Consider the following 25,302-nt stretch of genomic DNA (forward strand, 5'->3'; position numbering starts at 1 on the left):
TTTATCCCCCAGGTTTTATTTTCAAGTCTTATGCTTTTTCTTGCTGACGTTTTCTTTCTGCCATCATCTCATGCAATGTTTGCTTGGCAGGTTTCATCGGAACATGGTTATTGGTCCAGCTTAACTGCTTGCTTGGCGTCAATGCACGGAATTTGGTAGCAGCCCAGCCGAATGCTCGGTAAGCCTTACTGCCGCTGAAAATACCGTTAAACGTACGCCATGCCATTTGTTCGCCGAAAGTATGCGATGCACCTTGACCACGGATAGGATGTGGAACGGTTTCTGTTGGCGAACGTTGTGCTTCAACACGCAGACGTTGCATTTGTTCGGTAATCGGAATGCGTACCGGACAAACTTCAACGCATGCGCCACACATGGTACACGCAGTCGGCAGATCGCGTGTCACATCCAAACCTAACAAATGCGGAGAGATAATCTCACCAATCGGGCCAGGATAAGTCGTACCGTAAGCCGCGCCACCGATACGGGTATAAACCGGACAGTGGTTCATACACGCACCGCAACGGATACATTGCAAGGTGCGGCGCATTTGATCTTCTGCATACGCTTGGCTACGACCGTTATCAAGCAGTACCAAGTGCATTTCTTGAGGACCATCCAGCTCTTCGCCACGGCGAGGGCCGGTAATCATATTGAAATAAGTGGTAATGTTCTGACCGATGGCGGAGCGTGGCAACAGGCTGTACAAAGGTGGAACATCCGACAGCTTCGCAACCACTTTTTCAATACCGGTAATGGCGATGTGCACAGGCGGTACAGTGGTACTCAAGCGGCCGTTGCCTTCGTTTTCGACCAGACACAAAGTGCCCGTTTCAGCAACGGCAAAGTTCACACCGCTCAAACCGACATCGGCAGTGCTGTAAATATCGCGCAAAGCTTTACGCGCAAATCCGGTCAGTTGGTCTACGTCGTCTGTTAACGGCGTGCCAAGGTTTTGATGAAAAAGCTCGCTAACCTGCTCTTTGGTCTTGTGAATGGCAGGCATCACAATATGGGTTGGTTTCTCACCGGCCATTTGAACGATAAACTCGCCCAAGTCGCTCTCAACCGCTTTGATGCCTTGGTCTTGCAGATAATGGTTCAGCTCAATCTCTTCGCTGACCATAGATTTGCCTTTCACCATCAGCTTGCCGTTTTTATCGGTAATGATGTTGTGAATGATTTGGCAGGCTTCGGCAGGGGTTTCCGCCCAGTGGACTTTAACGCCTAACTTGGTCAGGTTCTCTTCCAGCTGTTCCAATAATGCAGGTAATTTGGACAACGAACGTTGACGGACATGCTCACACAAGTCACGCAGGCTTTGCAGCTCTTCTTCATCTGTCAAAACGGCTTTGCGCTTGGTCATCAGCATATCCATCGCTGTGCGCAAGCTTTTACGCAGAGGTTTGTCTTGCAAAGAAATCGCGGCGTTTTGCTTGAATGTTTCCGGCTTCATATGGAATTTAATGGTTTGGGAACTCATGCTTTTTCCTCCAAATCGGCAGGGGAAATGTGATCAGGCAGAACGGCCAAAACCACTAAATCGCGCGGGCCGTGTGCACCATAGGCCAAAGTCAATTGAATATCGGCAGTCTTAGACGGGCCGGAAATCAAAATAACGTTGGTAGGCATGCCTTTTTCTACCAGTTTTTCGCCTTCAACAGCATTATGGAATTCGTTGTACATTTTGCTGGTGTCAAATAGGCAGAAATGCACAGGTGGAACCAAACTCAGGCTGCGCGGCTCAACAGGGCTGGACTCCAGCATAATCGTACCGGTACGGGCAATACCGCATTTAGAGCCGCTAAAACCGGCCTCAATATCGGTAAAGAATTCGTTTTTCCAGTCGTCGATTTTTCGCTCAAAACCACGCGCTTCAATATTGGTATCGGCTAAAGCTGCACGAGCCAGCTGACCATGTTCTGTTTCCAATGGGAGCAGAATGTTTTTCAAGCCTTTACCTTCGGCTGCTTGGCGGAATACTTGCGGCCAGTTGGATTTGGTAACCCAATAGATTTCAGTTTTGACGGCACGCATGGCGGCCGCCCAATGTTTCAAACGCTCGACATCGTTTGCCCAAGAAACACCCATTTCACGGTAATAATCGAAAACCGGCGGTTCTTCCATCGGCAAGGCATCGGCTTTTTTCAATTTCGCTAAAATATTTTCGCGCGCGCTCATGCTTTACCTCCGGTACGTTCCAATAGGAAAGATGCAATATGTTTCGGACGTGGCATATTGGGTTCGTCTTTGGCAATTTTGCCGCCGATATTCATCATGCAGCCGCAATCCGCGCTGATGATTTCAGTTGCGCCTGTTTCTTTTAAGGCTGCGACTTTGTCGGTTACCATCGCACCGGAAATATCGGCTTGTTTCACAGAGAATGTACCGCCAAAACCGCAGCACTCGCTTTCATGGTCGTGAACGATACGTTCAACATTTTCCATGCCGTCAATCAGCTGCCAGCCTGACACATGGACATTCATCTCACGACGCGCCGCGCAGGAAGTATGGACAGCCACTTTAACCGGCTCACCTTTATCTTCAGGTTTGTAACCAATCGCCAGCAGGAAGTGGGTAAATTCAATGATACGGTTGGCACAATCAATGGCTTTTTGTTCGTACTCGGTGCCTTTGAACAAAGTCGGCCAATGGTGTTTCATCATGCCGCCGCAAGAACCGGAAGGTACGACAATCGGCCAATTTTCTGGGAATAAATCCAGTTGCGCTTTGGCAACATCAAAGGCTTCTTTAGGATGACCTGACGAATAGGCTGGTTGACCGCAGCAGCTTTGTTCCATCGGATAATGGACACGGATACCCTGTTGTTCGATTAAAGTGATGGCATCCATGCCTGCTTCTGGCATAAAAAGGTCGAGAACGCAAGTACCGAAGAAATAAGCATCGGTTGGCTTGCTGTCGAATACGGTGATTTGTGGTGGTTTGATTGCGCTCATTTTTTTGGAACGGGACAACCCGTTTTCTTGTGTAAAAATAAGATGGGTACTTTAAGTAATTGCTTGTAATGGGTCAAGTCTAATTTTAAAAAATAATATTAAAAAAGCATGACAAACCAGACAAACACCTTTTCCTTATTAACTTGATAATCTACATAATAACCACTATCAATAAGAAAACTGATGGATTCATTTTTTAATAAATGAAACTCGTACATCCCCTCTCTCTTCAAAACACAATAACTGCCTCTTTATAGAATCTTGATTTACATCAGAAGTCATGAACTTAATCTCTATGACTCATTTTTAAACAAAATAAGCAACCCCTTATGCTGTACATATGTTTCAGACGGCTATATCTGAATAAAAAGATGTCTAAGATAATAAAAATAAAAGTTTTTCTCACAAGACTCAGGCCGTCTGAAAGATAAGTTCGTCAAAAGGCTACTTTCCATCTGCTTAATCCTACTTTTAATCAAAATCAAACACTTGAAAAATCATCATCCCTAACCTTGAAAACCCTATGCACACTCAAGCACTTCCAGTATCATTGAGACAGTTTCTTGACGCAAAATTACAGTCTTAGCCGCCCACAATCGGCATGGATTTGCAAAAGAAGTGAAACCAAGCTTCAAAACAATTTCACCTTAATTTCGGAGTAGGCATTATGTTGACCCAGACTCAACAGGTTGATTTGACCTTGCATCACCTTAAAGAACGCACCCTATCGATTTATACCCCCGAACAGCGTGCAAGTATCGAGACATCTGAAGACTGGAAACAGTTTGACAGACGACTTGAGGAACACTTCCCAAAACTGATGCACGAGCTGGACAACGTTTACAACAACAACGAAGCCGTCCTCCCCATGCTGGAACAACTGATTGCCCAAGCATGGCAAAGCTATTCCCAACGCAACGCATCTTTAAAAGATATTGATATCACGCGCGAAAACGATCCTGACTGGATTTTGTCCAACAAACAGGTTGGCGGCGTGTGCTACGTCGATTTGTTCGCAGGCGATCTGCAAGGTTTGAAAGCCCAAATCCCTTATTTCCAAGAATTGGGTCTGACCTATCTGCACCTGATGCCCCTGTTTAAATGTCCCGAAGGCAAAAGCGACGGCGGCTATGCAGTCAGCAGCTACCGCGATGTCAATCCAGCTTTGGGCACAATAGACGACTTGCGCGATGTCATTGCCGCACTGCACGAAGCAGGCATTTCCGCCGTTGTCGATTTCATCTTCAACCACACTTCCAATGAACACGAATGGGCAAAACGCTGCGCCGCCGGTGATCCGCTCTACGACAATTTCTACTACATTTTTCCTGACCGTTGGATGCCCGACCAATACGACCGCACCCTGCGTGAAATCTTCCCCGACCAACACCCGGGTGGCTTCTCCCAACTGGAAGACGGACGCTGGGTATGGACAACGTTCAATTCCTTCCAGTGGGACTTGAATTACAGCAACCCGTGGGTATTCCGCGCTATGGCAGGCGAAATGATGTTCCTGGCCAACTTGGGCGTTGATATTCTGCGCATGGACGCCGTTGCCTTTATTTGGAAACAAATGGGCACAAGCTGCGAAAACCTGCCTCAGGCACACGCTCTGATTCGTGCATTTAACTCCGTCATGCGTATTGCCGCCCCGGCCGTGTTCTTCAAATCCGAAGCCATCGTTCACCCTGACCAAGTTGTCCAATACATCAGCCAAGACGAATGCCAAATCGGTTACAACCCGCTGCAAATGGCATTGTTGTGGAACACGCTTGCCACGCGCGAAGTCAACCTGCTCCATCAGGCATTGACCTACCGCCACAACCTGCCCGACCACACTGCATGGGTCAACTACGTCCGCAGCCATGACGACATCGGCTGGACATTTGCCGATGAGGACGCATGGCAGTTCGGCATCCACGGCTACGACCACCGACAATTCCTCAACCGCTTCTTCGTCAACCATTTCGACGGCAGCTTCGCGCGCGGCCTCCCCTTCCAATACAACCCCAACACTGGCGACTGCCGTGTCAGCGGTACAGCCGCAGCATTGGTTGGTTTGGCTCAAAATGACCCGTACGCCGTTGACCGCATCAAACTTTTGTACAGCATTGCTCTGAGTACCGGCGGTCTGCCGCTGATTTACTTGGGTGACGAAGTGGGTACACTCAATGATGACGACTGGTCGCAAGACAGCAATAAGAGCGACGACAGCCGCTGGGCACACCGTCCTCGTTATAATGAAAAGTTGTACAACCAACGCCATGACAGCTCGACCACTGCCGGTCAAATCTTCCAAGGTTTGCGCCATATGATTGCCATCCGACAAAGCAATCCGCGCTTTGACGGCGGCAAGTTGGTTACCTTCAATACCAACAATAAACACATCATCGGCTATATGCGCAACAACGCACTATTGGCATTCGGCAACTTCAGCGAACATCCGCAAACCATCAGTGCGCATACGCTGCAAGCCATGCCGTTTAAAGCACACGATTTGATCAGCGGTCAAACCGTTTCCCTGAATCAGGATTTGGTACTGCAACCCTATCAAGTCATGTGGCTTGAAATTGCATAAGCCGAAATTTTGATACACCACTCAAGGCCGTCTGAACAAATCAGCGTTCAGACGGCCTTTTAAGAAACTAAGATGTATTTTGTATTTTGGGCAGTTTCGCTTAGAATGCATGCTTTAATACCAGATGACACACTAAAAATCAGGAGTAAAAATCCATGTTGAAAAAATTCGTACTCGGCACCATCGCTGCAGTAGTTTTGGCTGCTTGCGGCGGAGAAGGCAGCAACTCAGCTTCTTCTGCACCGGCCCAATCCGGCGCGGCTTCCGGCTCACTGATTGAGCGTATCAACAACAAAGGTACCATCACTGTCGGTACGGAAGGCACTTACGCACCTTTCACCTACCATGATAAAGACGGCAAATTGACCGGCTACGATGTCGAAGTTACCCGCGCCGTTGCCGACAAACTGGGCGTAAAAGTCGAATTTAAAGAAACACAATGGGACTCCATGATGGCAGGTTTAAAAGCCGGCCGTTTCGACGTGGTTGCCAACCAAGTCGGCCTGACCAGCCCTGAACGTCAAGCAACTTTTGACAAATCCGAGCCTTACAGCTGGAGCGGTGCCGTTTTGGTTGCGCGCAAAGACAGCAACATCAAATCCATCGACGACATCAAAGGCGTGAAAACCGCACAATCCCTGACCAGCAACTATGGCGAAAAAGCCAAAGCTGCAGGCGCAGAACTCGTACCGGTGGACGGCTTGGCGCAATCCCTGACCTTGATTGAACAAAAACGTGCCGATGCAACCCTGAACGACGAATTGGCGGTATTGGACTATCTGAAGAAAAATCCGAATGCCGGCGTAAAAATCGTTTGGTCTGCACCGGCTGACGAAAAAGTCGGCTCAGGCCTGATTGTCAATAAAGGCAACGATGAAGCATTGGCTAAATTCAGCACAGCCATGACTGAGCTGAAAGCTGACGGCACGCTGAAAAAACTGGGCGAACAATTCTTCGGAAAAGACATCAGTGTTAAATAATTTCCTTGCCTCTCTGCCGTTTATGACGGAAACACGCGCTGATATGCTCATCAGCGCGTTTTGGCCCATGGTCAAAGCCGGCTTCGCAGTGTCTTTGCCTTTGGCGATCGCTTCTTTCGTTATCGGCATGATTATTGCCGTAGCCGTTGCTTTGGTAAGAATCATGCCCTCCGGCGGCGTTTTCCAAAAATGCTTGCTGAAGCTGGTAGAATTTTATATTTCCGTCATTCGCGGTACACCGCTGTTGGTACAGTTGGTCATCGTATTCTATGGTTTGCCTTCTGTCGGCATCTATATTGATCCGATTCCTGCCGCCATCATCGGCTTTTCGCTCAATGTCGGCGCATACGCTTCCGAAACCATACGCGCGGCAATCTTGTCCGTACCTAAAGGCCAATGGGAAGCCGGTTTTTCCATCGGTATGACCTATATGCAGACGTTCCGACGCATTATTGCGCCACAGGCATTCCGCGTTGCCGTACCGCCTTTGAGCAACGAGTTTATCGGCTTGTTCAAAAATACTTCGCTTGCCGCAGTGGTAACGGTAACCGAGCTTTTCCGTGTTGCTCAAGAGACAGCAAACCGTACTTATGACTTTTTGCCCGTTTATATCGAAGCCGCCGTGGTTTATTGGTGCTTCTGCAAAGTGCTGTTTTTGATTCAGGCGCGCTTGGAAAAACGCTTTGACCGCTATGTCGCCAAATAAGGAGTTGTCATGATTAAAATCCGCAATATCCATAAGATCTTTGGCGAAAATACCATTTTGCGCGGCATCGATTTGGATGTCGGCAAAGGACAGGTGGTTGTTATCTTAGGCCCGTCCGGCTCAGGTAAAACCACGTTTTTGCGCTGTTTAAATGCTTTGGAAATGCCAGAACAAGGTCAGATCGAGTTTGACAACGCGCAGCCGTTAAGCATCGATTTTTCCAAAAAACCAAGCAAACACGATATTTTGGCACTGCGCCGCAAGTCCGGCATGGTATTCCAACAATACAACCTCTTTCCGCACAAAACTGCTTTGGAAAACGTCATGGAAGGACCGGTTGCCGTACAAGGCAAGCCTGTCGCCAAAGCGCGTGAAGAGGCTGTCAGATTGCTTAAAAAAGTCGGTTTGGGCGATAAGATTGACCTCTACCCCTACCAGCTTTCCGGCGGTCAACAGCAGCGTGTCGGCATTGCCCGCGCATTGGCGATTCAGCCTGAATTGATGCTGTTTGACGAACCGACTTCCGCACTTGACCCTGAATTGGTACAAGATGTTTTGGATACCATGAAGGAATTGGCACAAGAAGGCTGGACCATGGTTGTCGTTACGCATGAAATCAAATTTGCCTTGGAAGTGGCAACCACCGTTGTCGTGATGGACGGCGGCGTTATTGTCGAACAAGGCAGCCCGCAAGATTTGTTCAATCATCCCAAACATGAGCGGACACAAAAATTCCTGCGCCAAATCCGTGCGGACAATGCCGATCTTCAAATTTAATTGAAACGACAGACAATTTGAAAGCATTTCCGACCGTCATTTCATAAAGGCCGTCTGAATAAGTGAAATAGAAATCGTTGATTTCGTTTTCATACTTGTTCAGACGGCCTTTTATATATCTTTTCAGGTAAAATAACGCCTTTCGTTTTACTCATCCCCTTGCCTGCCATCATGATAGAAATTAAAAAACTCACCTTACAACGCGGTTTGAAAGTCCTGCTCGACAAAGCCGATGCCGTAATCAACCCCGGCCAACGCGTTGGTTTAATCGGTAAAAACGGTACGGGCAAATCCAGCCTGTTTGCGCTGATAAAAGGTGAAATCACGCAAGATGGCGGCGAAATCCTTATTCCCAAAACATGGCGCCTTGCTTCCGTCTCTCAAGAAACGCCTGATTTAGATATTTCCGCTTTAGACTACGTTTTGCAAGGCGATGCCGAATTGCAGGCTTTTCAGACGGCCTTGGCTCAAGCAGAAGCGCAAAACGACGGCATGAAGCAAGCCGAATATCACGCCAAACTTGAAGAAATCGATGCCTACACTGCTCCGGCACGCGCCGCCAAACTGCTTAACGGCTTGGGTTTTGCACAAGAAGAACATACCCGTCCCGTCAAATCCTTTTCCGGCGGCTGGCGTATGCGCCTCAACCTTGCCCAAGCGCTGATTTGTCGTGCCGATTTGCTGCTTTTGGACGAACCGACCAACCACTTGGATTTGGAAACCGTGTTGTGGCTGGAAAACCATCTCGCTTCCCTACCCTGTACGCAAATCATCATCTCCCATGACCGCGACTTCTTGAATGCCACCACAACGCAGACCATCGAACTGTCGCAACAAAAACTGACCCAATACGGCGGCAATTACGATTTCTACCAAGCCGAACGCGCCCAACGTCTGGCGCAACAACAAGCCGCCTACGTCAAACAGCAGGCACAAATCAAACATTTACAATCCTTTATCGACCGTTTCAAAGCCAAAGCCACAAAGGCCGTACAAGCTCAAAGCCGCATGAAGGCATTAGCCAAGCTCGAACGCATCGCCCCTGCACATTTGGATAGTGAATTTTCCTTTGAGTTTGCCAATCCAACCCACCTGCCCAACCCATTATTGAAACTCGACCATTCCGACTTGGGTTATGGCGATAATACCGTTTTGCACGATATCACCTTGTCTCTCGAAAGCGGCGCACGTTACGGCCTGTTGGGCGTTAACGGCAGCGGTAAATCTACATTTATCAAAGCATTGGCAGGAAAAATCGATTTACTTTCCGGCAGCATCGTACGCTCCGAAAAGCTCAATATCGGCTATTTTGCCCAGCATCAACTAGATACCTTGCGCGCAGACCAAAGTCCGGTTTGGCATATCCAACAGCTTTCGCCCGAAGTCCGCGAACAGGAAATCCGTAACTTTTTAGGCGGTTTCAACTTTGTCGGTGATATGGCGGTTCAAAAGACCGAGCCTTTTTCGGGTGGGGAAAAAGCACGGCTCGCCCTTGCCATGATTATCTGGCAAAAACCTAATCTGCTGCTGCTTGACGAACCGACCAACCACCTAGACTTGGATATGCGCCACGCCCTGACACTTGCTCTGCAAAGTTTCCAAGGTGCATTGATTGTCGTTTCGCACGACCGCAGCCTGCTTGAAGCGACTACCGACAGCTTCCTCCTTATCGACAAAGGCCGTCTGAACAACTTCGACGGCGATTTGAACGACTACCGTCAATGGCGGTTGGCACAAGAAAACGCTGCAGCAGCCCCCGCCGCTTCTGCACAAAGCCAAAGCCGTAAGGACACCAAGCGCATAGAGGCACAAATCCGTCAGGAAAAAGCCAAACGCAGTAAACCGATTCAGCAAAAAATCGACAAAGCCGAAAAAGAAATCACGCGATTGACTGATATTCAGACGGCCTGTGAAGCATTTTTGGCACAAGAATCTGCTTATTCAGAAGAAAATAAACCCAAATTGCAAGAGACACTCGCACAATTAACAGAAACTAAAGTAAAATTAACGCAACTGGAAGAAAACTGGCTGCAATGGCAGGAAGAGCTTGAGCAAATCCAAGTGGATGTCGAAGCCGAGTTTTCCCAATAAAAATAGAGCCATCAGGCCGTCTGAAACAAAACACAATACGGAAAAACATGACTTCAACCATCAAACAAGCCGGATACTTCCTCGTATCCTCTTTCGTCTTGGGCATTTCTCTTCACGCAGCCGCCGCAGTTTATTCCTGCGGCAACGGCAGCTATACCTCCGAACCTAACTCCTCCTGCGCACAGGCTCAATTGCCTAAAATCAGCGGCCATCAAGGCAACGGTTACCACCTCAACATCCGCAGCCTCAATGCCTCTGATGAACGCACAAGTGCAAAGCCTAAGAAAAAGGCACGCGCGGAAAAATCCGATAAACAAGAGAAAAAAGCCGACAAACCGAGCAAAAACAAAAACCGTGCAAAAGCTAAGAAACAGCAGCCCATGCCGTCTGAACAAGAATAAAATGCTCAACTGCAACGAATCAGCCCTACCCGAATCATGAAAAAATATCTGCTTACCCTATCCCTGCTACCGCTTGCCATTTTCAACAACCAAGCCCACGCCGCAAAAATCTATACCTGTGAAGTCAACGGCTCGATTGTCTATACCTCGCGCCCAAGCGGCAACTGCCAAGCCGTCAACGATTTGCCGATTGTCGGCAAATACAGCAGCAGCCGATACGACGCCCCGGTCAGCGATGCGCCTACACTCAACGCGCCAACATCACAAACGGCTCCGGCAAAAAGCAAAAATACAGCGACAAAATCTAACCACAAAGCAACACCCAAACCTGCCCCTGTCCGCACCGCTTCTGAAACAGCTCCTCCTCCGGTTCCAAAATCCTCCGGCGTCAACAGCCGCCGCTCTATTTTGGAAACCGAGTTGTCCAATGAACGCGCGGCTTTGGCCGATGCCAAAAAGCAACTAAGCCAAGCGCGGACAGCCAAAGGCGGTAGCGTCAATCAACAGGCCATCAGTACGTTGCAAGGCGCGGTTTTGGATAGGGAGAAAAACATTCAAGCCCTCCAGCGCGAACTGGGCAGAATGTAAGTCCAAATCAATCAAAACATCAGGCCGTCTGAACAGGTGGAAACGAAATCCAAAATTTTCGTCACGCCAAACAGACGGCCTGAATCCTATAATGATTACGCCCGTTTCAATTTCTTGTGCCTAGTAAATACGGTATAATTTGCCCTTTACGCACATTACCTCCGGTCTTTTCAGACGGCCTTTATCTCATGACTGCAAAATCTTCTAAAACCCAAACAAAAAAACGCGTCTCTACCAAACCGGCAGCCAAACCGACCACACGCAAATCCACCAAAGCACAAACTCAAGCCGACAATAAAGTCTCCCAACGCCTGAAAGCCGCCAAAGAGCTGCAAAAAAACGAAGAAAAAAAAGCGCGTCCCGAGCATGTCGTCAACTTGATTAATGATGCTTTATGGCTGTTTGGCTTGGTTATCACCATTTATCTGGCCATTTCCCTGGCCAGCTTCAGCATGGACGACCCTGCATGGTCGCGCAGCGTTCCCAAAAGCAATGATGTTGCCAACCTCGGCGGCCTCTTTGGCTCCTATCTTTCCGATGTCGGATATTATTTATTCGGCCTATCGTTTTGGTGGTGGATAGCTGCCTCTTGCGTTTTCCTCTACAAAAATTTCCGCCCCATGAAAAAGCAGGAAAACCACAAGCCTTACAATCACGGTATAGCCGCTTTGGCATTATTCCTCCTGCTGGTGTGCAGCCCGATTATCGAACATTTTCTGTTTGACAACGCATTGAGCGAATCTCTTCCCGTCGGTGCCGGCGGCTTGGTCGGCTTATTGGCCGGCTCAGGCTTGGCTTGGCTGTTGGGTAAGTCGGGCAGCCTGTTGATTATGCTGGTGATGTTGCTGTTGTCCATTTCCCTGCTGGCTCAGGTGTCATGGTTGGAAGTCATGGCCAAATCCGGCAACCATATGGGCGGCCTGTTTGGCAATTTGATGAAAAAACTGTCTCAGTTCCAAAATAAAAAAGAAGATGTCTGCACCGAAGCTTTGGAAACCCAAAATACGCGCCGCATGGTTAAAGAAGCCAAAACCATTACCGCTACTCCGGTTGCTCCGTTGGCAGGCAGCAGCAGCAACCGTAAAACTGTTGCCGTATCCGTTGCGCCGCCCCCTAAAATCCAAACTTCCCTGTTTGACGATACTGAACCTAAAAACAACGGCGAATACCACAAGCCCAACATGAATCTGTTGCGTATGCCGTCTGAAGAACCGGTTGCCGTCAATCCGGATGAATTGCAACAAACCGCAGAATTAATCGAAGCCAAGCTGGCTGAATTTGGAATCGGCGTACAGGTTGTTTCCGCTACTTCAGGCCCTGTGATTACCCGCTACGAAATCGAACCGGCACAAGGTGTCAAAGGCAGCCAAATTGTCGCCCTGTCCAAAGATTTGGCGCGCTCGATGTCTCTGCAAGCGGTACGCATCGTAGAAACCATTGCCGGTAAAAACACCATGGGCATTGAATTGCCCAATGAGAAGCGCCAAGACGTCATGTTGAGCGAAATCCTCTCTTCTCCCGTGTTTACCGACGCCAAGTCCAAACTGACCGTTGCTTTGGGTAAAGATATTGCAGGTACGCCCGTTGTCGGCGACTTGGCAAAAATGCCGCATCTTTTAGTCGCAGGTATGACCGGCTCTGGTAAATCCGTCGGTGTGAACGGCATGATTATGTCCATGCTCTTCAAAGCCACGCCTGACGAAGTCCGTTTCATTATGATTGACCCGAAAATGCTGGAATTGAGCATTTACGACGGCATTCCGCACCTGCTCTGCCCGGTTGTGACCGATATGCGCGAGGCTGGGCAAGCGTTGAACTGGTGTGTTGCCGAAATGGAAAAACGTTATCGCCTGCTTTCCCATGCCGGCGTGCGTAATTTGGACGGTTTCAACCAAAAAGTCGAACAAGCCAAAGCAGCAGGCAAACCATTACTCAATCCGTTCAGCTTAAATCCTGACGATCCTGAGCCTCTGGAAAAACTGCCGTTGATTGTGGTCGTTATCGATGAGTTGGCTGACTTGATGATGACCGAACGCAAATCCGTTGAGCAGCAAATCGCACGCCTTGCCCAAAAAGCACGTGCTGCAGGCATTCACATGATTGTCGCCACCCAGCGTCCGAGTGTCGACGTGGTTACCGGCCTGATTAAAGCCAACATTCCGACACGCATGGCCTTTACCGTACAAAGCAAAATCGACAGCCGCACCATTCTTGACCAAATGGGTGCGGACGAATTGCTCAAATACGGTGACTCGTTATTCCTGCAACCGGGTAGCGCAGAACCGACACGCCTGCAAGGTGCGTTTGTTTCCGATGATGAAGTGCATCAGGTCGTCAATTTCGTCAAAGAACAGGCTCCGACCAATTATGTGGAAGGTCTGCTCAGTGGCGAAGCAGCCATCGAAACCACCAATATTGTCAATCCGAACGCAAACAGCGATGAGTTATTCGATCAAGCCGTTGCCTTCGTATTGGAGAGCCGCAAGACTTCCATTTCCGCCCTCCAACGCCAATTGCGCATCGGCTACAACCGTGCCGCCAATTTGGTAGATGCGCTTGAAAATGCCGGTGTTCTTTCTCCGGCAGACATCAACGGCAGCCGACGGATTCTAGCTCAAAAAGACCAGCTGTAAAAAACAACAATATCGAAACGCAAAGGCCGTCTGAAAAGAATTTCCTACTTTTCAGACGGCCTTTTTATGTTATTCGTGAAACATTGTGTTATACTAAGCAGCTAAATTTTGACCTTATGCACGCTTCCGAAATTCTTCGGAATACTGAGCAGAAGGATAACCGTTTAAACACAACAAATTTAAGGGCTTACGATGAGCGTAACTGTTGAAACTTTAGAAAATCTGGAACGCAAAGTAGTATTGTCTCTGCCTTGGTCCAAAATCAACGCAGAAACTGAGAAAAAACTGAAACAAACCCAACGCCGCGCAAAAATTGACGGCTTCCGTCCGGGTAAAGCACCGTTCAAAATGATTGCCCAAATGTACGGCGCAAGCGCACAAAACGATGTTATCAACGAATTGGTACAACGCGAATTCTACGAAGTTGCCGTTGCTCAAGAATTGAAAGTTGCCGGTTACCCGCGCTTTGAAGGCGTTGAAGAACAAGACGATCAAGAGTCTTTCAAAGTTGCCGCTATTTTTGAAGTTTTCCCTGAAGTAACTATTGGCGACCTGTCTGCCCAAGAAGTAGAAAAAGTTACTGCGACTGTTGGCGATGCCGAAGTTGACCAAACTGTAGAAATCCTGCGTAAACAACGCACCCGCTTCAACCATGTTGACCGCGAAGCCCAAAACGGCGATCGCGTCATCATTGACTTTGAAGGCAAAATCGACGGCGAGCCTTTCGCTGGCGGCGCATCTAAAAACTACGCTTTCGTATTGGGTGCAGGTCAAATGCTGCCTGAATTCGAGGCCGGTGTTGTCGGCATGAAAGCCGGTGAAAGCAAAGATGTTACCGTAAACTTCCCTGAAGACTACCACGGTAAAGATGTTGCCGGTAAATCTGCCGTATTCACCATCACTCTGAACAACGTTTCTGAAGCTACTTTGCCTGAAGTTGATGCTGACTTTGCTAAAGCTTTGGGTATTGAAGACGGCGACGTTGCCAAAATGCGCGAAGAAGTGAAGAAAAACGTTGGCCGCGAAGTTGAGCGCCGCATCGGTGAACAAACCAAAGAATCTGTAATGAATGCCCTGCTCAAAGCAGCCGATTTGCAAGTTCCTGTTGCTTTGGTCAACGAAGAAGCCGCCCGCTTGGCAAACGAAATGAAACAAAACTTCGTTAATCAAGGTATGGCTGACGCTGCCAACTTGGATCTGCCTTTGGATATGTTCAAAGAACAAGCAGAACGCCGCGTTGCTTTGGGTCTGATTTTGGCTAAATTGGTTGAAGAAAACAAACTTGAGCCAACTGAAGACCAAATCAAAGCCGTTGTTGCCAACTTCGCTGAAAGCTACGAAGATCCTCAAGAAGTTATCGACTGGTACTACGCAGAGCCTTCCCGCCTGCAAGGTCCGACTTCTTTGGCAGTAGAAAGCAACGTTGTTGATTTCGTTCTGAGCAAAGCCAAAGTAACTGAAAAAGCGCTGTCTTTTGACGAAGTAATGGGCGCACAAGCTTAATTGCTCCAAGGCCGTCTGAAACAGACAATCAAAAGCACCGAAGCGCTTTAAATGCTTTGGTGCTTTTCCATCATTAACAGGAGACAAAAATGTCCTTCGATTTCAATAATTACCTTGTCCCTACCGTTATCGAACAAAGCGGTCGCGGCGAGCGCGCATTCGACATCTACTCACGCCTTTTGAAAGAGCGCATCGTTTTCTTGATCGGCCCGGTGACAGACGAATCTGCCAATCTGGTTGTTGCGCAATTACTGTTCTTGGAAAGCGAAAACCCAGATAAAGATATCTTCTTCTATATCAACTCTCCGGGCGGTTCGGTTACTGCCGGTATGTCGATTTACGACACCATGAACTTCATCAAGCCTCATGTTTCTACTTTATGCTTGGGCCAAGCGGCAAGTATGGGCGCATTCCTTTTGTCCGCAGGCGAAAAAGGCAAACGCTTTGCCCTGCCAAACAGCCGCATCATGATTCACCAACCGCTCATCAGCGGCGGCTTGGCCGGTCAGGCTTCCGATATTGAAATTCACGCTAAAGAGCTGCTGAAAATCAAAGAGAAACTGAACCGCTTGCTTGCCAAACATTGTGATCGCGATTTAGCCGACTTGGAACGCGATACCGACCGCGACAATTATATGTCTGCCGATGAAGCTAAAGAATATGGTTTGATTGACCAAGTTTTGGAAAACCGCGAATCTCTACAAGCCTAATCTTTATTGGTTTAAATCAAAAGGCCGTCTGAAAAGTATATATTCAGACGACCTTTTTTCAATCCTACTTCGTATTGTCTTTATTATTCACTTGAACCGGATACAGCAAAATCAAAGGGTTGGCTTTTACTTGGTTCCAAAAGCTTTTCAGCAGATTGCGTATACTGCCCAAACGCGTACCGCGGGAACGGAGCGCAACAGCCAAAGCCAAAGAAAAGCTGACCACTAAATTTACCATACCGATTGCCAATACGCTTGCCAAGCCGAGTATAAACGTGAATACATCTGCATGGCCACTGATCGCGGCATAACCTAAGTTTGCCGAAGAAAACGCCACATGACGAATATCCAGCGGCAAACCGAAAAGATGGCCAAAATAGCCTGTCATGCCTAAAAGCATACCGAAAATAAAATTACCCATAAGCGAACCATAATGCTTATGAATATAAGCAGCCAACCGACGGCGCGGCTCCGGACGCATGATTTTTCGTAACAACGGATTAAATGGCAGGCGCTGACGCAGGTTCAGATAATCGGAACGGTTGTCAAAAAAGCCGGCAATAATACCCGAACAAAACAACCATACGCCGGCAATAGCGGCATACCATAAGGTCGGTTGGGTAAAAATCTCAATGGATTTGAACTGATAGGCCGTAACTGCCTCATTCAGCAAGGGCTGATCATGCGTATGGGCATAGCCAAAAGCAATCCCTGCCGCCAACAATACCGCAATCGATACATTGCCAAACACGGCGACACTTTGCGAACGGCACACGTCAATCAGCAGTTTAGCCAATTTATTGTCCACCGCTTTGCTGCCTTCATTCGAGTCCACCTGTTCGGCAAAGCTCGCTGCCGTCATGGCAGGCTGCTTGGTTGCAACAGTGCAATGCAGCATATGAATCAGCATAAAGCCCAAACCATAATTGAGCCCGGCCAAGAATGAAGTAGTAAATTCGCCGAACCCCAAAGACGCAATATGGATTTTATTCAATGCCATCAAAGCAATAATTACGCCGCCGCCCGCTGCGGAATAAAACATTTTGAAATATTCGCTACGGTTGCGCGTAATGTAATGCTCGCCATGATGGCTTTTATTTTCCGTAATACTGCGTGCCAGCATTCGGATGCTGCTTTTACGCAAGTGGCTGGTGCTGTATTGCTCCACCGCCGCATAAATCATCGCATTCATCAGATTGACGGTTAAGCGGGTGCGGCTGGTTTCGATTTGAATATTGGTCAATAATTTCAGGCGATCTATGGTTTGTTGCAAGCGTTCGAGCAAGTGGGCAACTTTTACTGACGAACCAGACCCTGCTCCGGTACCACGACGGCGCAAATAGTCAATTTGATTTTCACACTGGTCAAACATAACCTCCAAATGCGCCGTGTCGTAAGTTTCTTCGCTATGGCGATAGTGTTCTACCAATTTTGCAATTTCACGTTGCAAAGCGACAAATGCCGAATCCGCTTCCAACAAACGGGGAGCAATCCGTATTAAATCCGGCTCAATCGCTTCGGAAGCAATCCAAATAGACAGCATTTCCACCGCTCGCAAACGGGCATCTGCCAACTGTCGGCTGGCCGTCTGAAGCAAAGCAGGATCAGCTTTGCTCTGCAACAATTCATACATGCTCAACCATTGGCGCAAACTCAGGGTTTGCAACCATTTATCATCGTTTTTCGAATGAAAAAGATATAAAAATACTTCGCGCAGATTGGAAAAATCTTTATAAGACGGGCTGAAACGTTCATAAATCCGTATGCCCATCTCCCGAGTAAAACTATGGCGCGAGAAAATACCCAGCTTAATCAGCGCAGGATAGATGTGAACTTTGGACAGCCAGGCATAGAAGCGCAGGCTGAATTGACGACATAGAGCATCGTCTTGTTTTAAAGTAGATAAAATCAAATCAAAACGTTCGGAAGCCTGTTTTTTGCCTCCTCGGCGCAAAAATTTGATTAATGCATTGAGAATAAGAACAAAGTCGGTATCATTTAAGCGCTCCGACAAAATAATGTGAAGATTTTGATTAGTCAGTTTTTGCATTGTAGTATTATTACATAAGATGAGATATTTAGCAAGAACTTCAGCAAACAGGTCGGATTATATCGCATTCTTTATCAATCCACGGCACAAGATTTTCAATTAATATTCTCTAAAATTCAATGAATAATCAAATTACATAACAAATATATAATGTGAATCAATAACTAAGAAAGGCCGTCTGAATTCTTTCAGACGGCCTTTTACAACAACATACTACATTGTTTTAACCTTATGCAAACAAGAGCTTACCACCCTCTTCTTTAACATAGATTGTGCTATCAGGTGCATATTTTCCTTCAAGTAATGCTTTTGCCAGCGTATTTTCGATTTCAGACTGAATAGCGCGTTTGAGTGGACGGGCACCATACACAGGGTCGAAACCGGCTTTGGCAATCAGATCCAAGGCAGCATCATCGATTTTCAGATACAGATGTTGTACTTCCAAACGTTTTTCCAAACCTTTAAGCTGGATTTTCGCAATACTGCGGATATTGGCCTGATCCAAACCATGGAACACGACTACTTCGTCAATACGGTTGATCATTTCAGGACGGAAATGTTCTTTCACATCCTCCATCACAACTTCTTTTACTGCTTCATAGTCTTGAGTACCCATTTGTTGGATATGTTGGCTACCGATGTTGGAAGTCATGACGATAACAGTATTTTTAAAGTCTACGGTACGGCCTTGTCCGTCGGTCAAGCGGCCGTCATCCAATACTTGCAGCAAGATGTTGAATACGTCCGGATGGGCCTTTTCCACTTCATCCAAAAGAATCACACTGTATGGTTTGCGGCGGACTTGCTCAGTCAAGTAGCCGCCTTCTTCGTAGCCGACATAGCCAGGAGGCGCACCGATTAAGCGGGCAACAGCATGTTTTTCCATGTATTCGGACATGTCGATACGAATCAGATGATCTTCGCTGTCAAACAGGAAACCTGCCAAAGCTTTGCACAACTCGGTTTTACCCACACCGGTCGGGCCTAGGAACAGGAAGCTGCCGTAAGGTTTGTTTGGATCGGCAAGGCCGGAACGGCTGCGGCGGATGGCGTCGGATACAGCACGCACGGCTTCATCTTGGCCAACCACACGGCGGTGTAATACTTCTTCCATTTTCAACAGCTTGTCGCGTTCGCCTTCCATCATTTTGGACACAGGGATGCCGGTCATACGGGAAACAATTTCGGCCACTTCATCCGCACCGACTTCAGTACGGAAAAGTTTGTTTTGTTTTTTGCCGTCGAGGTTACTTTCCGCAGCTTGCAACTGTGCGCCCAATTTTGGTAACTCACCGTATTCGAGTTCGGACGCACGGGCAAAATTGCCTTGACGTTTGGCCTGCTCGATTTTGACTTTGATGTCGTCCATCTGTTTTTTGATGTCGGCGGTGCTGGAAGAGACGGCTTTTTCTGCTTTCCAGATTTCGTCCAAATCGGCGTATTCTTTTTGCAGCCCGGCGATTTCTTCGTCTATCAATTCCAGACGTTTCTTGCTGGCATCATCGGTTTCTTTGGCAACGTGCATTTTTTCCATCTTGAGCTGGATAATGCGACGGTCAAGTTTATCCATTTGCTCAGGTTTACTGTCCAGCTCCATTTTGATGCGGCTGGCTGCTTCGTCGATCAAATCAATCGCTTTATCAGGCAGGAAGCGGTCGGTAATATAACGGTCGCTCAACTCCGCTGCGGCAACAATAGCAGGGTCGGTAATATCGATACCGTGGTGGATTTCATAACGCTCTTGCAAACCGCGCAAAATAGCGATGGTATCTTCTACACTTGGCTCACCAACCAATACTTTTTGGAAGCGGCGTTCGAGTGCCGCGTCTTTTTCGATATACTGACGGTATTCGTCCAAAGTAGTCGCACCGATACAGTGCAATTCGCCGCGTGCCAAGGCCGGTTTCAACATATTACCTGCGTCCATCGCGCCGTCGGTTTTACCCGCGCCAACCAAAGTATGGATTTCGTCAATGAAAATCAAAGTGTTGCCATCGTCTTTAGCCAAGTCGTTCAACACACCTTTCAAGCGTTCTTCAAATTCGCCGCGGTATTTCGCGCCAGCAATCAAAGCCGCCAAGTCCAGAACCAAAAGGCGTTTGTTACGCAGGGATTCAGGTACTTCGCCGTTAACAATACGTTGCGCCAAGCCTTCAACAATAGCGGTTTTACCCACACCCGGCTCACCAATCAGCACAGGGTTGTTTTTGGTACGGCGTTGCAATACCTGAATTGCACGACGGATTTCATCATCACGACCGATAACAGGGTCGAGCTTGCCGTCTCGGGCGCGTTGAGTCAGGTCGAGTGTGTATTTTTTCAAAGCATCGCGTTGGTCTTCGGCATTCGCATCGCTCACGTTTTGTCCTCCTCGTACCGCATCGATCGCGGCATTGATGTTTTGTTCGGTCGCACCGGCTTCTTTCAGGATTTTGCCGGTCGCATCATTTTGCTGAACCAAAGCCAGCAGGAAAAGTTCGCTGGCGATATAGGCATCGCCACGTTTGGTCGCAGCCTTGTCCATCAAGTTCAATACAGCTTGCAGCTCACGGCTAGGCATAATATCGCCACCTTGACCGGATACTTTTGGCAAGCTGCTCAAATGTTGCTGCAAACGTTGTTTTACTTGAGGCACATTCACACCTGCATGAGCCAGTAACGCAGCAGCACCACTGTTTTGATCGTCAAGCAACGCTTTTAAGATAAAGCCTGCCTCAAGGTAGCTGCTGTCCGCAGCCAAAGCCAGACTTTGACCTTCTTGCAGAGCTTGCTGAAATTTGGCAGTCAATTTATCAAATCTCATTCTAAGTTCCTCTTCAAATATATTCTGTTAGAACCTATATAAGCGCAAATGTGGATAACTCAAGAGCCATTTACCCCATTAATCAACAATTTTTACTATATTATTGTTTTATAACGTTTTATTTTTATAATTTTATGTGCATAACTTTTATTATCCATCTATTCTTTACTCAAAAGGCCGTCTGAAAAATCAAGAATAATCAGGTATAATCGGCACCATATTTATTTTCAGACGGCCTTTGTGCCGAAGGATACTTTCATGAGCAAAAAACGAGTTTTAACAGGCGTTACCACAACAGGTATTCCACACTTGGGCAACTATGTCGGTGCCATCCGCCCGGCTATCCGCGCAGCGCAAGATTCCAATACTGAATCATTCCTCTTTTTGGCCGACTATCACGGCATCATCAAATGTCATGAGCCGGAAATGATTCATCAATCTACTCAAGCTGTTGCCGCCACATGGCTCGCCTGCGGACTCAATCCGGAACAGACCACTTTCTACCGTCAAAGCGACATTCCCGAAGTGATGGAGTTGAACTGGATTCTGACCTGTATCACTGCAAAAGGCCTGATGAACCGCGCCCACGCTTATAAAGCCGCAGTGCAGGCAAATACCGAAAACGGTCAGGAAGATCCGGATCATGGTGTGGAAATGGGTCTGTACAGCTACCCTATCCTCATGACTGCCGACATCCTGATGTTCAATGCCCATGAAGTTCCAGTCGGTCGCGACCAAATCCAACACGTTGAAATGGCACGTGATATTGCCGGTCGCTTCAACCACCGCTTCCAAGAGCTCTTCACCCTGCCAGAAGTAAAAATCGACGAAAACGTCGAACTCTTGGTCGGCTTGGACGGACGCAAAATGTCCAAGTCCTACGGCAATACCATTCCGCTTTGGGAAAACGACAAGAAAACCCAAAAATCGGTCAACAAAATCATCACCAACATGAAAGAGCCCGGAGAGCCGAAACAGCCTGATGAAAGTCCTCTGTTTGAAATCTACAAAGCCTTCTCCACGCCGTCTGAAACTGCCGAATTCACACAAATGCTGGCCGAAGGCCTTGCTTGGGGTGAAGCCAAAAAACTCTTGGGCGCAAAGATCAATGCCGAGCTCGCAGAACCGCGCGAGCGTTACAATGAATTGACAGCCAAACCCTCTCAAATTGAAGACATTTTGCAGGCCGGCGCACAAAAAGCGCGTAAAGAAGCACGCGAATTGTTGGATAAAATACGCAATGCAGTAGGTATTCGTCCGTTGAAATAATAATAGTAAGGCCGTCTGAATATTTCAGACGGCCATAACATCGTTTATCATTTGAAATATAATCGTTTTCTAGGGTTTCTCATATGAAAAAAACCTTCCCCCTTATCTTACTCAGCCTTTCATTGGCTGCCTGCGGCGGTAAATCTGAAGATACTGCAGCCAATGATGCTGCTTCAGGCAAAGCCCCCAAGCCTACCTTCAAAGTTAAATATATCGATGAACAAGCCATAGCCGGTTTGGATTTAGGTACAGCTCAAGAAGGCGAAACTAAAGAAGGTAAAAAACAACGCACCTATCCGATTAATGGTATAGAGGGCGGTGTTATCAATCTGATTGGTAAGCACCCTACTGACTTAGAAGTCATCAGCGGCCAATGCATGGAGAAAAATGAAAAAGGCGTTTCAGCCGGCTGGTCATCCAACGGAGTTTGCCACACTGCCTTTGCAAAAATGGTGGACAATATTGCCCAAGATAGCAGTAAATTGACCGACTATCTGATTTCACACGCTGCTTTGCAGCCTTATACCGAAGGAAAAAGCGGCTATGCCGCCGTACAAAACGGCCGCTATATTTTAGAAATTGACAGCGAAGGCATGTTCTATTTCCGTCGCCGTCATTACTAAACTCCTGACCATCCTATTTTCCCCCTGACACAAGGACTGAATCATGGCCCAAGTTACTTTCCAAGGCTCACCTATTTCTACAAACGGCAATTTGCCTGCCATCGGCCAAGTTGCACCTGATTTCACATTGGTAGCGGCGGACCTATCTGAGAAATCATTGGTTGACTTTGCAGGCAAACGCAAAGTGCTGAATATTTTCCCCAGCATTGACACTGGCGTATGCGCCCAATCCGTCCGCACTTTCAACAAACGTGCCTCGTCTTTGGACAATACCGTCGTCTTGTGCATTTCTGCCGATTTACCGTTTGCACAAGCCCGTTTCTGCGGCGCAGAAGGCTTGGAAAATGTAGTGACACTTTCTACATTCCGCAGCAGCTTTTCTAACGATTACGGTGTTACACTGACAGAAAGCCCATTACGCGGCCTAACTGCCCGTGCAGTGGTGGTTTTGAATGAGCAAAACCAAGTTCTCCACGCTGAGCTGGTATCTGAAATTGCGAACGAGCCTGACTACGAAGCTGCTTTGGCTGTTTTGTAATTAACCAAATAAAATCAGGCCGTCTGAAAATTTTCAGACGGCCTGAGACCTTTAGCTTATCTTCAAAATAAAAACGGTAGCTTAAAAGCTACCGTTTTCTGTTTCAAACCTTATACAGATTTATCTGTTTTGTCTGCCTCTACTGACTCAGTATTCTGAACCTCATTTTGCTCAACAGGTTCAGTAGCTTCAGCAACAGGCGCTTCAGACTCTTCTACTTTGTCATCACGGACATTGTGGCTGTAATCTTTAGGTGGACTAGGCTGTTTACCGGCCATAATTTCCAAAACTTGGTCTCGATCGATGGTTTCCCAATCCATCAGTGCTTTGCACATGGTTTCCATCTTATCGCGATTTTCATCCAAGATTTTGTAGGCCACTTGGTATTGCTCATCCAAAATACGGCGGATTTCCGCATCGATATCTTGTTGGGTTTTCTCGGAAATATTTTGAGAACGGGTTACGCTGCGACCCAAGAACACTTCACCTTCGTTCTCAGCATAAACCATCACCCCCATTTTGTCGCTCATACCATAACGCGTTACCATCTCGCGTGCCATTTGAGTTGCACGCTCAAAGTCATTAGATGCGCCGGTAGAAATACGACCGACAAAAATATCTTCAGCAATACGGCCACCGAACAAAATTGAGATCTGGCTCAACATTTGGTCTTTGTACATGCTGATGCGGTCACGCTCAGGCAGTTGCCAAGTCAAACCTAACGCACGGCCGCGAGGCATAATGGTTACCTTGTGAACCGGATCAGTAAACGGCAGGCTTTCCGCTACGATTGCATGGCCTGCCTCATGATAGGCTGTCGCACGTTTTTCATCTTCATGCATTACCATACTGCGACGTTCCGGCCCCATGTAGATTTTGTCTTTAGCATCTTCAAAGTCGCTTTGATCGACTTTAACTTTATTGCGACGACCGGCAAACAAAGCAGCTTCATTGACCAAGTTTGCCAAATCCGCACCTGAAAAACCAGGTGTACCACGAGCCAAAGAAGTCAAATCTACAGATGCATCCAAAGGCACTTTTTTAGCGTGAACTTTCAAGATTTGCTCACGGCCACGAATATCAGGCAACGGAACAACGACTTGACGGTCAAAACGGCCCGGACGCTGCAACGCAGGGTCAAGTACATCAGGACGGTTGGTTGCTGCAATCACAATAACGGTTTGATTACTTTCAAAACCATCCATTTCAACCAACAATTGGTTCAATGTTTGCTCACGCTCATCATTGCCACCGCCCAAACCGGCACCGCGCTGACGGCCGACAGCATCAATTTCATCGATAAAGATGATACATGGCGCGTTTTTCTTAGCCTGCTCGAACATATCGCGGACACGGCTCGCACCGACACCGACAAACATTTCTACGAAGTCAGAACCTGAAATACTGAAGAATGGCACACCGGCCTCACCAGCAATCGCTTTAGCCAGCAATGTTTTACCCGTACCAGGGCTACCGGCCAACAAAATACCGCGCGGTACACGACCACCCAGGCTTTGATAGCGGTTAGGCGATTTCAGGTAATCCACAATTTCTTGTACTTCTTCTTTTGCCTCATCACAACCTGCAACATCGGCAAAAGTAACTTTATTGGAATCTTTGTCCAACAAACGTGCACGGCTCTTACCAAAAGAGAATGCGCCGCCTTTACCGCCACCGCCGCTTTGCATGCGCATGAAGTAGAACCATGCACCGATCAACAACAAAACAGGCAGCAGGCTGTAAAACAGACTGGCCAGCATGCTTGGTTTTTCTTCCGGAGTCACTTTGACGCGTACTTTGTTGTCCAACAGTGTTTTAACTAAGTTGTCATCCAAAGGCGCATTGGTATAGAAGGCAGTTTTATCGGTGCGCTCACCTTTAATCAGATAGCCGCTGACAACAGATCCTTCAATATTGACATTGGATACTTCGCCACTATTAACTTGCTGAATAAATTGAGAATATTCGATTTGCTGTTTATCTTCCTGCTTATCGCTGAGCGCATTGAATGCTGCTAAAAGCATAGCACCACCCACTACCCAGACTAATATGTTTTTAATGGTATTCCCCACTGAACAGGCTCCATGGTTACAAA

At 47.6% G+C, this 25,302-nt stretch carries 18 protein-coding genes and 1 pseudogene; 13 read left to right on the plus strand and 6 right to left on the minus strand.

The features are described 5' to 3' along the window. Positions 1-28: 28 nt before the first annotated feature. Genes DBY97_RS00210 through DBY97_RS00220 form a run of 3 tightly spaced genes read right to left on the minus strand, consistent with a single transcriptional unit; the run spans position 29 to position 2,957 of the window. The gene (locus tag DBY97_RS00210) at positions 29-1,483 is read right to left on the minus strand and encodes a LutB/LldF family L-lactate oxidation iron-sulfur protein (RefSeq protein WP_107857062.1); all 1,455 of its coding nucleotides are present in this window, start codon (positions 1,481-1,483) and stop codon (positions 29-31) included. Beyond that, entirely contained in the window at positions 1,480-2,181 is a 702-nt protein-coding gene (locus DBY97_RS00215) for a LutC/YkgG family protein (protein WP_107857063.1), read from the minus strand. Before DBY97_RS00215 ends, DBY97_RS00210 begins: the two co-directional genes overlap by 4 nt. Beyond that, a complete protein-coding gene (locus tag DBY97_RS00220; RefSeq protein WP_070814087.1) occupies positions 2,178-2,957 on the minus strand; it encodes a (Fe-S)-binding protein in 780 nt (259 codons plus the stop codon). Before DBY97_RS00220 ends, DBY97_RS00215 begins: the two co-directional genes overlap by 4 nt. Positions 2,958-3,624: 667 nt before the next feature. On the opposite strand from DBY97_RS00220, the gene DBY97_RS00225 reads away from it, so the two are divergent. From DBY97_RS00225 to clpP, 10 genes and pseudogenes are all read left to right on the plus strand, one after another. Continuing rightward, positions 3,625-5,535 (plus strand): alpha-amylase family protein, encoded by a 1,911-nt coding sequence (locus DBY97_RS00225; protein ID WP_107857064.1) that lies wholly within the window; start codon positions 3,625-3,627, stop codon positions 5,533-5,535. 155 nt (positions 5,536-5,690) lie between these two features. Beyond that, on the plus strand, positions 5,691-6,515 hold the full coding sequence (locus DBY97_RS00230; RefSeq protein WP_036490794.1) for an amino acid ABC transporter substrate-binding protein: 825 nt from the start codon (positions 5,691-5,693) through the stop codon (positions 6,513-6,515). Further along, entirely contained in the window at positions 6,505-7,221 is a 717-nt protein-coding gene (locus DBY97_RS00235) for an amino acid ABC transporter permease (protein WP_199900720.1), read from the plus strand. The genes DBY97_RS00230 and DBY97_RS00235 overlap by 11 nt, the downstream gene beginning before the upstream one ends. Before the next feature lie 9 nt (positions 7,222-7,230). After that, positions 7,231-7,998, plus strand: coding sequence for an amino acid ABC transporter ATP-binding protein (locus DBY97_RS00240; RefSeq protein WP_107857066.1), 768 nt, complete (start codon positions 7,231-7,233; stop codon positions 7,996-7,998). 171 nt (positions 7,999-8,169) lie between these two features. Beyond that, on the plus strand, positions 8,170-10,089 hold the full coding sequence (locus DBY97_RS00245; RefSeq protein WP_107857067.1) for an ATP-binding cassette domain-containing protein: 1,920 nt from the start codon (positions 8,170-8,172) through the stop codon (positions 10,087-10,089). 47 nt (positions 10,090-10,136) lie between these two features. Further along, positions 10,137-10,490 (plus strand): nucleolar protein, encoded by a 354-nt coding sequence (locus DBY97_RS00250; RefSeq protein ID WP_107857068.1) that lies wholly within the window; start codon positions 10,137-10,139, stop codon positions 10,488-10,490. Between the two features lie 36 nt (positions 10,491-10,526). Beyond that, on the plus strand, positions 10,527-11,078 hold the full coding sequence (locus DBY97_RS00255; protein WP_107857069.1) for a hypothetical protein: 552 nt from the start codon (positions 10,527-10,529) through the stop codon (positions 11,076-11,078). 293 nt (positions 11,079-11,371) lie between these two features. After that, a pseudogene (locus DBY97_RS00260) lies at positions 11,372-13,711 on the plus strand (DNA translocase FtsK); the annotation flags it as partial. Positions 13,712-13,903: 192 nt separating this feature from the next. Beyond that, positions 13,904-15,214, plus strand: a complete 1,311-nt coding sequence (gene tig / locus DBY97_RS00265) for a trigger factor (protein ID WP_107857071.1) — start codon at positions 13,904-13,906, stop codon at positions 15,212-15,214. A gap of 89 nt (positions 15,215-15,303) precedes the next feature. Beyond that, complete coding sequence (gene clpP, locus DBY97_RS00270; RefSeq protein ID WP_049333839.1) at positions 15,304-15,924, plus strand: ATP-dependent Clp endopeptidase proteolytic subunit ClpP; 621 nt, start codon at positions 15,304-15,306, stop codon at positions 15,922-15,924. Positions 15,925-15,988: 64 nt separating this feature from the next. Here clpP and DBY97_RS00275 read toward each other — a convergent pair whose 3' ends face one another. Both DBY97_RS00275 and clpB read right to left on the minus strand, forming a co-directional pair. After that, positions 15,989-17,974, minus strand: coding sequence for a site-specific recombinase (locus DBY97_RS00275; RefSeq protein WP_107857072.1), 1,986 nt, complete (start codon positions 17,972-17,974; stop codon positions 15,989-15,991). A gap of 229 nt (positions 17,975-18,203) precedes the next feature. Beyond that, positions 18,204-20,777 carry an ATP-dependent chaperone ClpB gene (clpB, locus tag DBY97_RS00280; RefSeq protein ID WP_107857073.1) on the minus strand — a complete coding sequence of 858 codons (2,574 nt, stop codon included), beginning with the start codon at positions 20,775-20,777 and terminating at the stop codon, positions 18,204-18,206. Positions 20,778-21,035: 258 nt separating this feature from the next. On the opposite strand from clpB, the gene trpS reads away from it, so the two are divergent. The 3 genes from trpS to tpx all read left to right on the plus strand — a co-directional run bounded on the left by trpS (position 21,036) and on the right by tpx (position 23,207). Beyond that, a complete protein-coding gene (gene trpS / locus DBY97_RS00285; protein ID WP_107857074.1) occupies positions 21,036-22,046 on the plus strand; it encodes a tryptophan--tRNA ligase in 1,011 nt (336 codons plus the stop codon). 83 nt (positions 22,047-22,129) lie between these two features. Further along, positions 22,130-22,669 carry a hypothetical protein gene (locus DBY97_RS00290; RefSeq protein ID WP_107857075.1) on the plus strand — a complete coding sequence of 180 codons (540 nt, stop codon included), beginning with the start codon at positions 22,130-22,132 and terminating at the stop codon, positions 22,667-22,669. Between the two features lie 43 nt (positions 22,670-22,712). Further along, the gene (gene tpx, locus DBY97_RS00295; protein WP_107857076.1) at positions 22,713-23,207 is read left to right on the plus strand and encodes a thiol peroxidase; all 495 of its coding nucleotides are present in this window, start codon (positions 22,713-22,715) and stop codon (positions 23,205-23,207) included. A 110-nt stretch (positions 23,208-23,317) separates the two neighbouring features. Here tpx and ftsH read toward each other — a convergent pair whose 3' ends face one another. Next, positions 23,318-25,279 (minus strand): ATP-dependent zinc metalloprotease FtsH, encoded by a 1,962-nt coding sequence (gene ftsH / locus DBY97_RS00300; protein ID WP_107857077.1) that lies wholly within the window; start codon positions 25,277-25,279, stop codon positions 23,318-23,320. Positions 25,280-25,302 lie beyond the last annotated feature (23 nt).

The organism is Neisseria subflava, from assembly GCF_003044645.1.
Taxonomy (GTDB): Bacteria; Pseudomonadota; Gammaproteobacteria; order Burkholderiales; family Neisseriaceae; genus Neisseria; species Neisseria subflava_B.